9 protein-coding genes are annotated in these 11,123 nt (G+C 49.2%); 4 read left to right on the top strand and 5 right to left on the bottom strand.

Going from position 1 to position 11,123, the window contains the following annotated elements; genetic code table 11:
- Positions 1-14: 14 nt before the first annotated feature.
- Both ACJJIQ_RS08900 and ACJJIQ_RS08895 read right to left on the bottom strand, forming a co-directional pair.
- Positions 15-1,265, bottom strand: coding sequence for an efflux RND transporter periplasmic adaptor subunit (locus tag ACJJIQ_RS08900; protein ID WP_445364369.1), 1,251 nt, complete (start codon positions 1,263-1,265; stop codon positions 15-17).
- 478 nt (positions 1,266-1,743) lie between these two features.
- Entirely contained in the window at positions 1,744-3,063 is a 1,320-nt protein-coding gene (locus ACJJIQ_RS08895) for an OprO/OprP family phosphate-selective porin (protein ID WP_444893768.1), read from the bottom strand.
- A 1,003-nt stretch (positions 3,064-4,066) separates the two neighbouring features.
- Between ACJJIQ_RS08895 and ACJJIQ_RS08890 the strand changes: the two genes are divergently transcribed.
- The 4 genes from ACJJIQ_RS08890 (at position 4,067) to ACJJIQ_RS08875 (ending at position 7,173) form a co-directional block, all read left to right on the top strand.
- Entirely contained in the window at positions 4,067-4,453 is a 387-nt protein-coding gene (locus tag ACJJIQ_RS08890; protein WP_445364368.1) for a putative zinc-binding protein, read from the top strand.
- A 325-nt stretch (positions 4,454-4,778) separates the two neighbouring features.
- Entirely contained in the window at positions 4,779-5,267 is a 489-nt protein-coding gene (ubiT, locus tag ACJJIQ_RS08885; protein WP_445364367.1) for a ubiquinone anaerobic biosynthesis accessory factor UbiT, read from the top strand.
- A gap of 9 nt (positions 5,268-5,276) precedes the next feature.
- Positions 5,277-6,272, top strand: coding sequence for a ubiquinone anaerobic biosynthesis protein UbiU (gene ubiU, locus ACJJIQ_RS08880; protein WP_282932661.1), 996 nt, complete (start codon positions 5,277-5,279; stop codon positions 6,270-6,272).
- 10 nt (positions 6,273-6,282) lie between these two features.
- A complete protein-coding gene (locus ACJJIQ_RS08875; protein WP_282932662.1) occupies positions 6,283-7,173 on the top strand; it encodes a U32 family peptidase in 891 nt (296 codons plus the stop codon).
- Positions 7,174-7,246: 73 nt separating this feature from the next.
- Here the strand turns inward: ACJJIQ_RS08875 and ACJJIQ_RS08870 are convergent, their stop codons facing one another.
- The 3 genes from ACJJIQ_RS08870 to ACJJIQ_RS08860 are packed head-to-tail and all read right to left on the bottom strand — an operon-like array spanning position 7,247 to position 11,115.
- Positions 7,247-9,940: a nitrate/nitrite transporter gene (locus ACJJIQ_RS08870; protein WP_445364366.1), complete on the bottom strand. Its 2,694-nt coding sequence runs from the start codon at positions 9,938-9,940 to the stop codon at positions 7,247-7,249.
- A 24-nt stretch (positions 9,941-9,964) separates the two neighbouring features.
- Positions 9,965-10,171 (bottom strand): hypothetical protein, encoded by a 207-nt coding sequence (locus ACJJIQ_RS08865; RefSeq protein WP_445364365.1) that lies wholly within the window; start codon positions 10,169-10,171, stop codon positions 9,965-9,967.
- The gene (locus ACJJIQ_RS08860; protein WP_445364364.1) at positions 10,168-11,115 is read right to left on the bottom strand and encodes a peptidylprolyl isomerase; all 948 of its coding nucleotides are present in this window, start codon (positions 11,113-11,115) and stop codon (positions 10,168-10,170) included. The genes ACJJIQ_RS08865 and ACJJIQ_RS08860 overlap by 4 nt, the downstream gene beginning before the upstream one ends.
- Between the last annotated feature and the right edge of the window lie 8 nt (positions 11,116-11,123).

Genomic DNA, 11,123 nt, shown 5'->3' with positions numbered 1-11,123 from the left:
TTGGGTTTCAGGCTTTAGTCAATAATCTGGATATGCTCAGCTTCATTAAAATTGGCCATATCCGAGAGGATGATGCGGTCCGCTTCATTGAGGCCTTGGGTGATCTGGATATATCGACCTGACTCCTCGCCGAAGCTGATCGGTTGAAGTGCCGCTTCCTCCCCGTTTTCGTTAATCAGAAACAGATTGGCCTCACTGTGCCTCTGCACATTGATAGGTCTCTCGACGAACAGCGTATCTTCCATCGTGTCAGTGAAGATCCGGGCATCGACGTTGAGCTGTGGCCTGGCAGACTCTGGCGCGCCCGCGCTAAAAGCAATTTCCACTTCAATATTGCCGTCCCGAACCTCAGGAGTAATACGGGTTACCATACCTTCGACTTTTTCTCTGCGGGTATCAATTTCAGCGGGCTGGCCAACCTCCAGTTGTTCTGCTTTGGATTGTGGTACTTGAACCAAAGCGAGAAGATCAGTCTCGCTGCCGATCAGTGCCAGCTCCTGCCCGGGATCGACACCTTGCCCCAGCTCTACCGGCAGTCGTTGCAGTATGCCGTCCAGGCCGGCGCGTACTGTCAGTCGGTCTGTACGTTGCTGGATACTTTGCAATTGGGTTTGGGCTTGGTTGATTTGTTCGCGCTGGATTAACTCTGATTCAACGGCGACTTTGCGCAAGTGATTGATACGCTGTTTTTGCAGGTCCACACGTTTTTTCATCTGTTCCTGGCGTAAGACGGTGGTTTGGTAGGTGAGCTGGGAAACCACTCCACTTTTTACCAGCTCGTCCTCAGCTTCGCGACGCAACTTGATCACTTGGTAATTGGAGTTCAGTTCCGCGAGTATGGCTTCCTCCGCAAGAACATCGCGCTGGTTGTTCAGAACAAGCCGACGCAGATTAGCTTCCTCTTGTTCCAGGGAGGTTTCGGCTGCATCCAGGTCGCGCATTAACTCTGGATTACTCAGCTGCATAATGATGCTATCACTTTGTACTTCTGCACCGGGACGCAACATGATTTTTTCAACATTCGCTGCGGTTAGGGCGGTAATTAAAGTCTGCTTGTCTGAACGCAGCCTACCGTAGCCATCTACCACAACTTGCAGGTCTCCCCGTTGGACGGTACCCAACATCAGCTGTTCCCGCTCAACCTTGTAGGCGCTGTCAGGAAGTAACAGGACGGTGCTGGTAAATGCCACAAAAGCAAGAGCAGCACCACCCAGCATTAAAGGGTGCTTAATCAGGGGGCGTTTCTTGGTTTTAATTATATCCATTTTGAGGCATTTCCTGAGTTAAGTAAACGTTATGCAATTTTCTAATTGTGAAGCTTTTCTGCATGATCCTGTAAAATGTGGAAAATTAAATGTATTGAAATTTAGGGGGGTATCTGTTGGAGTTTTGAGAGTTTCCGGATCTCGGTGCTTGTAACTTGCTAAGCTGAACATGTTTTATTTTTCCATATTCAAATATCAACGATCAACTTCTGCTGAATCTTATAAGGAATGAAAGTGCAGTAAAATAGATGGTAGAGCTAGTTACTTGCGATGAATGGCGTGGAAATATAGATGGTGTGAATGACGTAAGCTTAATAGTTGACCCTACTGGCAATAGATTGTTCAGTGAGCATTAAAAAGCAGAGCTGTTAAATAATCTGGAAATCTCAGACTTGCTACATTGGATGATTTGTATTTGGTCTCTAGAATCTGTAATGGAGTACCATGTTGGATGACTGTATTGCAGTGAGTGCTTTAGTTACCAAAATCCATGAATGCGCACAGCGAATTGGTTTGTGTCGTCACTTAGAAATCTATTGTTCCCTAAAGTTATATTTAGCATTACACGCACTCTGGGGTTGAAATAATAATTAAATCCAAATACGAAATTGCTAGCCTTCATGTCTGGGATATCCCTATTTTCTATAGACTGATACCGAGCGGTTAACTCAAGAGCGCCTGCCGGAGGGATAGGCTTTATAGACTTAAAAGTGCCTCTTTTTTCATTGTAGGGCTTTCGTTCTCCGGTAACAGCCCAGCTGCCAGTAATATACCAAGTGCGAACGTCCTGATCGCCTATGAAGCATCCGAAGAAAGGATCGCAGAAAAAGTCTGGTGGAGCTCCAAAAAATTCTTCGAAGGTTAGCTCGGAGAGAAAATAATCCCCAGTAAATTTTCCAAAAGCATATTCTGACTGAAAATAAAATGGCCCATAGGTGCCAGCTAATTCTAGCCCTGTGAAGTGGACGTTACCTTCAGGGCTGCCAAGGTAAAATTCGTCATCACCAAATTCCCCAAAGAAAAGGTCATCTCCGCCAGGGCTTAGTGCAATTAGCTGACCAAGGCCACGGCGTCCAGAATATTCAACAAAGGCTGTGCGTGGAAGGGTGAATCTATTGGGGTTTTCGTAGCTCACTGATGCACCCAGGTGAAGGGTGCTTATCTGGTCGTTGATCGGGGCCCATGTGAACCTTGCTGCAGTACCGATACCTGAGTTCCGTGGGTTGCCTGGATTGCGCAGATTAAACACATCAATGCCGAATGTATGGCAACACCAATAAGTATGCCAACCAAGCCCTTGTTGCCTGACGCGACCAAAGTAAATGCCGTCTGAAGCAAAGGGACGCTCCATCATCAGGATGTCATTTTGTCCGATTAGCTCACCAAGAGATCTACTTGGCTTATAATTCCCTGTGATGAATTTTCCATTAAAGACTTCAGTATTCATATAAACATCTAAAAGTCCGCCAGTGCCGGCAATGGAGAAATCACGTTCTAGTTTGTATTCCCACTTCCATAGTTTTCCTCTCATTATCAAGCGTACAGCGCGAAAGTCAGTGGTGTTTACAGGCTCGTCTATATCTCGAAAAACAAAATAATCTTCGTCTAACTCAGAGTAAAAAGAGTCATCCTTGTCAAAAATATATCCATCAAAGAAGATAATTCCGCCGAGTTCACCATAGAAATTGCCATCATCAGAGGTGATTTTTAATCCCCCTTTTGTTTCGGCTATATCCGCGATAGAGGGGCTGGAGAAGTACAAGCAGGCCAAAGCAAGGTGCAGGCCATAGCGTTTCATGTCACGCTCTCTGTAATGGTTGCCATTATTAATAGATATGTGTCGCAGCAGTGTAGTAGTCAGTAACGGGTACGTAAACCTTAAAGTAAGTTGTTGATCTATACCCCGACAAGTAGATCTAGATATTGAAAAGTGGTAGGCGTATTTCGATTTCTAGATACCTTAAATATTCGCGAGGTTGCTTATAGGTCACACTTGATCGAGCATTTATTTGGTTTTCATAGGTGTGGTTTGATTGGTTATTTATCTTATAGTCATGTTATTCCCGGCAGTGTCCGAAATAATGGTGCGAGTTATATCTTGTCCTGAGCAGGTAGGGAGTTGGGAGGGGCGCGTATAAATTGATTGGATTTACTCTCAATCTAGAGGGCTTTAGATAAACTGGTTAAGCTAGTTGTATCTCCGTGGTAGAGACTGATTTGGCAATACCAATAAAGAATTTTCTAAAAAAAGAGGCTGAACTCTTATCCTCTATTTATCTTGGAAGCCCCTGTCAGAATTTGACTCTAGTTAAATGGAGCTATTGTTGCCCGCAAATCTCTCTACCTATTTGGGGGTAAATACACTATGCCTACCTATTATGGGCAGGTGCCACTTTTTTATTGATTTTATATATTATCCGGGTGTATCACAATTTGACTGTATTTAAATGCACCGGGTGGCAAATTATTTATTTTGTAGTGTGTGGTTATTCTCGTGGAGCCACTCCTATAGAGTTTAGGGCATGCAGAGATACCTCTGATTTATTCAGGAGGTTATTGCTAGAAATTGAGGGGAGAGTTTACTGCGCCTGCGGTCATGTGAGGCATGGACACCGATTATGCGTTTATAGAGGCGTATTCTCAGCGCGTCTGGGGTGCATAAATTCTTGCCTTCTACTCCATAGTAGTTCGGTTAATGAATTGCTTGAAGCGCATTCAGCCGAAGAATAGGTCCGCTGATCAAAAATGTCGCGAATCCAGTGATAGATACCCGGAACAAATTTACATGGGGTAAATCGATAGTGACTAGTAAATCAGGTTACCGGGAGTTGCCTTTGGTCTATGCATGCTCCGGGTGTTCCAGTGCCGCACAGTTAGCAAATACTTTAGCTGTGAAGCTAGACCGCAATGGGCAGGCAGAGATGTCCTGTGTGGCTGGGGTGGGGGGAGATGTAGATGCATTGGTTAAAACTGCAAAATCAGGGCGTAAGAAAATTGTGCTGGATGGCTGTCCTTTGCACTGTGCCATCAACTGCTTAAGGCGCCAGGGGGTTGAACCTGAAGTGCACATAGACCTTTCCAAGGAGGGGGTCCGAAAAAAAATGCATGCGGACCCGTGTGAAGAGGAAATAGAGCGTATCTGGAATTCCGTGGTGATTCCCCAGCTGTCTATGATGACAGAACCGTGACCCACTTATCCGCTGAGTTTAACGGCTATCTGCCAATAGTGATCCTTTGCCGTATAGCCGCCATGATCAAGGTAATTCTTAAAATATAGGGGACCATTCCTTTAGCTTGATGTTTTACAAACAATGGATGTCGACTACTCATCTTTGGAAGTATTTGGTTCTTACCCTGAGCGGGGTGCTTCCTGCGAAAATCACTAAACATTGAATACTCCTGTTGAAGAAAGTCAAAGGGAGTAACGTTTTCCACAATGATGTATAGCAGGCTTCAGGGCAAATGATAAAGCTGGAGCTAAGTTGTAGCTGTTTTATCGGATATGGAGGGGAAATGCTGGCGATCAGAAAATCAATTTCACATATGGGCTATCGACTCAGCTGCAGAGTAATGCCGTTGTTGCCCAGCTGGCCGGGTGAGATCGCATTTATCAAATTGCTAAATACGAGGCTTTCAGAGGAGTTAAACGATGGACTCTTCGACTTTCTCGATGGTCAGGTGCTGGAAGTTACCGTTAGGGATATGGGAGTTTGTCTTAGGGTAAGTAAGCGCGACACACTCTTTGTACGCGCTCCAGCTCACGCCATGGCTGACTCTACTATCTCAGCTGATATTGCCGATTTTCTGGCAATTGCCAGCGGTCGTGAGGACCCGGATACGCTTTTTTTCCAACGTAGGCTATGCCTCGGTGGACAGACCGAAATTGGCCTGACAGTAAAGAACCGGCTCGATGCACTCGATCGAAGCCGCATACCGCAGTGGACCCTGCGCTGGCTGGATATTATTGCTGCTGAATTAGCAATGATTACCCGAATTAATTAGGGAGCTACTATGGAACTTGTATGCCCGGCCGGGAGCCTGCCAGCACTGGAGGCCGCAGTCGATAATGGTGCAGATGCGGTTTATATCGGTTTTAGCGATGAAACCAATGCACGGAACTTTGGCGGACTAAATTTTAACGACAAGAGTGCGTTGCGTGCCTTGGAGCGAATTCGCAGCCGAGGTAGAAAGTTATATGTGGCTATTAATACCTACGCAAAGCCAGATACTTTTTCGCGCTGGCAGGCAGCGGTCGATAGGGCGGCAGGGCTCAGTGCTGATGCCGTGATTTTGGCAGATATCGGTCTTATGGAATATGCGCAGAAAAAGTATCCGCATTTGGCTCTCCATCTATCGGTGCAGGCATCTGCTACCAGTGGACCCGCATTAGAATTCTACCGGCAGCAATTTGGTGTCCGCCGTGCGGTTCTACCCCGGGTACTGTCACTTAAACAAGTAGAGCAGTTGGCAGTTGCCAGCCCAGTGGAGTTGGAAGTTTTTGGTTTCGGTAGCCTTTGTATTATGGCTGAGGGGCGCTGTCATCTAAGTTCCTACGTAACTGGGGAGTCGCCCAATAAGAACGGCGTTTGTTCGCCGGCCAAGGCGGTGGAATGGCGGAATGTAGCGAACGGACTGGAAACCAGGCTGAACGGAGTGCTGATCGACCGGTTTACCGAGGGTGAAAATGCCGGCTACCCAACCTTGTGTAAGGGCCGGTTTATCGTTGACGAAAAGCGTCAGCACGCGCTTGAGGAGCCGACAAGCTTGAACAGTATGGCTCTGCTGCCGGAGCTGAGGTTGGCAGGTATAAAGGCTATTAAGCTAGAAGGCAGACAGCGGAGTCCTGCCTATGTATCGCAGATAGTGCGCACTTGGCGTGAGGCGATTGATGCGGTGTTACAGCTTGGTGATGATTTCTCTGTGAGGGATCGCTGGCGGGATACATTGGCAAAAAATTCTGAAGGCAAGCAAACGACTCTGGGCGCTTATGATCGCCCCTGGCAGTAGAGGACAAAAGATGCGGCTAGCTCTGGGACCTGCGCAATATTATTGGCGGCGTACCGATATTAATTTTTTCTATGAAGAAATTCTTTCGGCACCGCTGGATATTATTTATTTGGGAGAAGTGGTGTGTGGTAAGAGACATGAGTTGCGAGCGGCGGACTGGTTGGATCTGGCCCGGATGTTGGCGGAGGCTTCCGACAAGCAAATAGTCCTGTCTACACTGACGTTGCTGGAATCCAATGCGGATCTCAACTGGGTACGGAAAATCTGTGACAATGGTCAGTGGTTGGTTGAAGCTAACGATATGTCGGCAGTACAGCTTTTATCGGAAGCCCGGCTGCCGTTTACCTGTGGTCCTGCCGTCAATATTTATAATCACAAAGTCGTAGAGCGCCTAATGTCAATAGGCATGATGCGCTGGACGGTGCCGGTAGAAATGGGGGCGCAGCAATTGAGAGCGGTGCTTGAAGTCTGCACCAATAAACCAGAAATTGAGCTGTTTGCCCATGGCCATATGCCACTGGCTTATTCGGCGCGCTGCTTTACTGCTCGCCACCACGGGCTGGCAAAAGATAATTGCGATTACCGTTGCATGGAGTATCCCAATGGGTTGCCCTTGGCATCTCAGGAAGGAGAAGATTTATTCGTGATAAATGGGATTCAGACGCTATCCGGGGAAGTAGTCAATTTACTGCCACACTACCCACAACTGTGTGAAATGGATATTGATATTCTGCGCCTGTCTCCACAATGGCAACGAACGCTCCAGGTTATTGAAGCTTTCGATCGTGCCCGGCATGGTGAATTGCTCCCACAACTCTTGCCGCCGGGGGTGGATGGCTACTGGTGTGACCGCCCCGGACTTGAGCTGATTGCCCGCAGTGGTAATGATGCGATTATGTAATTGAGCACAGGCTCTAATAATTGGGGGATTGCACAATAGAGCCAATCTCCTGACTCTTTATTCTATTCTTATGTCAATTATTGCTGGAACCGCGCTCTACATCGTAAAGTAAGCCATGCCTTGAAGAATAGAAGCGCCAGGTGATGACCAGGCAAATCAGATAAAAGATAAGGAATCCCCACAGTGCCGCCAAGGGGCCACCGGTAACCTCTATGGATGTTCCGTACGCCTTGGGAATAAAAAAAGCTCCATAAGCTGCGATGGCACTGGTGAAAGCAATTATGGCAGCACTCTCGCGGTCGATCTGGCGTTTCTGCTCCTCACTGTTCAAGCTGGGTATAAGGTGTGGGATTTCTTTGCCCATAATCACTGGAATCATTTGGAATGTTGAGGCATTGCCGACCCCGGTGAGGAAGAACAGGGCCATAAAGCAGGCGAAGAATCCCCAGAAAGCCCCGGCTGCTTCATTGTTGGCAATAAAGTAAATAACCCCGAGTACTGCAAGCATCATTCCGACAAAGGTCCAGAAGGTAACCCTGGCGCCCCCGTATTTATCCGCTAGCCAGCCACTACCAGCGCGGCTCAGGGCCCCTACCAATGGCCCTAAAAATACCAGCTGTAACGCATTAACATCCGGAAACTGCAGCCGTGTCAGCAACGGGAATCCAGCGGAGTATCCAATAAAGCTACCAAATGTGCCGGTATAGAGGATGCACATCAACCAGTTGTGCTTGCGCTGGAAAATAACAGCCTGTTCTGCAAAGCTGGACTTTGCATCTGCGATGTCATTCATACCTAGCCAGGCGGCCGCTGTGGAAGCAATAATCAGCGGGACCCAAATAAAGCCTGCATTCTGCATCCATAGCAAGGTGCCATCATCCGCCTGTTGTGGACTGCCACCCAGCGCGCCGAAAATGCCTGCAGTGATCGCCAGGGGTACCAGAAACTGCATCACCGATACGCCCAGGTTACCGAGCCCTGCATTCAGTGCCAGAGCATGGCCCTTTTCCTTTTTCGGGAAGAAGAAAGCAATATTTGCCATTGAGGAGGCGAAGTTGCCTCCGCCCAAACCGCAAAGCAGGGCCAATACCAGGAAAATCAGGAATGGTGTGGTTGGGTCCTGCACGGCATAACCCATGCCAATTGACGGCACCAATAGGGATGCTGTGGATACTGCGGTCCACAGTCTTCCGCCGAAGATGGGCACCATAAAGCTATAAAATATTCTCAATGTGGCGCCAGACAGGCCGGGTAGGGCGGCAAGCCAGAATAATTGGGCGGAGTTAAAGTTAAAACCGATCGCAGGCAATCTCGCTACCACTACTGACCAGACCATCCACACCGCAAATGCGAGAAGCAAGGCCGGGATAGAGATCCATAAGTTCTGCCGTGCAATGGCGCGGCCTCGGGTTTCCCAAAATTCTTTGTCCTCTGGGTTCCAGTCTTCCAGGACTCGATCTTTTCTGGCTTCTTCCTCCGTTGGGCGCAGATCTTCTTCAGTATCTTCAACCTGTTCTGGGCGCTTGGCCTCAGCTTGAATCGACAAATGCATCCAGATTAAGGCGAATACGACCAGGGCAAAGAGGATTGCGAAGCAACTGGTGTAAATACCTGTTAAATCTAATGCGATGCCAAAAATAATCGGCAGTATGAAGCCGCCCAACCCCCCGATCATTCCCACTAGTCCACCGACAGAACCGATATGCTTGGGGTAATAAACCGGGATGTGTTTATAAGTTGCCGCTTTGCCCAGGCTCATAAAGAAGCCGAGCAGGAAGAGCACCACTACAAAAGGCAATAGGTCCATCTGGGTACTGAAACTCAGTGGCCCATTTTTAGTAGTGATAATGTACTGGGTGGGTGGGTAAGACAGCATCAGCAGTAGTAACAGGGAGAAACCAAAGGTCCAGTACATTATGGTCCGCGCACCGTGACGGTCAGAGAGATGTCCCCCATAAGCGCGAAATAGTGATGCCGATAGAGAGAAGGCTGCGGCGCAGATGCCAGCAGTGCGCACATCCACTTCGTAGACTTCAATCAGGTAATTGGGGGTCCACAGTGCCAGGGCGACAAAACCGCCGAATACAAAGAAGTAGTACAGGGAAAATCGCCAAACACGAATATCTTCCAAAGGCTTGAATTGCTCTGCAAATGAGGGCACTGGCTTGCCAGATTCCTTCTGCGCCACCCACTGGGGTTCATCCTTAGCGAATACAAAAAAAGTGACCGCCATCAGCGCCAACGCAGCGGCCCAGATATAGGCCACCATATGCCAACCGAAGGCCACCAGGATAAAGGGGGCTACAAACTTGGTAACGGCAGCGCCCACATTACCTGCGCCAAAAATGCCCAGAGCGGTGCCCTGTCGCTCGGGCTCAAACCAACTCGCGACATAAGTAACCCCGATAATAAATGAGCCTCCGGCCAAGCCAATCCCCAAGGCGGTCAGCAGATACATTGGATAGGTAGAGGCGAATGTCAGCAGCCAGGTGGAAAGAGCGGTGAGCAGCATTTGCAGGGTGAAGACAAGGCGGCCACCATAGCGTTCTGTCCATATGCCAAGAATTAGGCGGGTGACAGAGCCTGTGAGGACCGGGGTTGCAATAAGGAGGCCGAACTCGGATTCGCTGATGCCCAGCTCTTCTTTAATCGCAATGCCAATGATCGAGAAAATCGTCCACACCGCAAAGCAGGCGGTAAAGGCAATGGTGCTCAGGCTCAATGCCCGAACCTGATCGGGCCGGGAGGCGGCAGGTAGTGAAGCCATGATGGATTTTCCCTATCCCGAGGCTTAAGGAATCAGTAGAAACACCGCAATCAGTACACAGGCAATAGTCACAATGGCCCACACCATTGGCCATAGGCGTTTTTTTTCAGGTTTGACGGAGACTGACTCCATCGGGTCGTGTCCTTCTTGGTCCGGGCCATAGGTGTCATCTTGCACAGCGTGCAGGTCCGGGTTCAAGTGGGCATCCTTGGGAGGTTTTTTGATACTCATGATGCTGGGCTCTCAGTCGTCGATGCATTTAAATCGAGTTGTACGCCCTCTATATTGGCAGTGCGCGCCAGTTCACCAATAAACCTTGAGGCCGATGTTACCCAAGCGCGCGCTTCCAGCATGTCGAGGATTTTTTTCCTGGCCAACTCAAATGGCAGTGTCTGCCCGGGAGTCCGGCGATGCAGGCGCACCACATGCCAGCCGAAACGGCTCTGTACCGGTTCCCGCCCAGTGCATCCCTCTGCCAGCGCTTCCAGGGCCTGTTGTACAGCCCGATCCAGCTCGCCACGGCGAACTTGGCCCAGTGAGCCATCCTGCTGGGCTGTTGGACAGCCGGATAATTCCCGAGCGGCTGCGGCAAAGAGTTCCGCGTCATCACCTAACTCGCAGGCGAGCCGTCGAGCTTGCTGCTCTGCCTGCAGCCGACCATTGTCGGTATCTTCGATGGGTTCAATCAGGATATGAGCGGCCTCAAATAAGTCAGGCGTGCGGAAACGATGGATATGCCCATCGTAATAGCGGCGGCATTCCTCTTCAGTGACGTGGGCTGCGGGTAGTTCCCGCTCCAGTAAAGCACTTATTTCTGTATTTTCTTCCGTATCATTGGGATTGTCGGTATCGTTATGTCTCTGTCCTTTGTGATGTCTGCTGCCGATAACCTGCTGCAGTAGTTCCCTAATAGCCAGAGCCCTTGCCGCGTGGTGCCAAGCGATTTCGCCATCTGGGGCTGGGTGATATTGCATCTCCCGCGCAATCTCCTCGGCTGTAATCTCTACTCCATTGACTCGCACCTCGGCAAAGGCGGGCATCGGTGTATGCTCAATGTCTGGACCATAACCACAGCCGCCGACCTCGCAGGCAGATGGTAATACGGGATCTTGGAGCTTTGCCCCAGTAGGAGAGGGGGGCAGCTCGATATACTGTATGGCGTTGTCTTTGCTCATATTGAGCC

Source organism: Microbulbifer maximicatervae (SeqCode) (genome assembly GCF_052468295.1).
The sequence above is the reverse complement of the archived record's forward strand: the minus strand, read 5'-3'. Positions and strand labels throughout refer to the sequence as shown.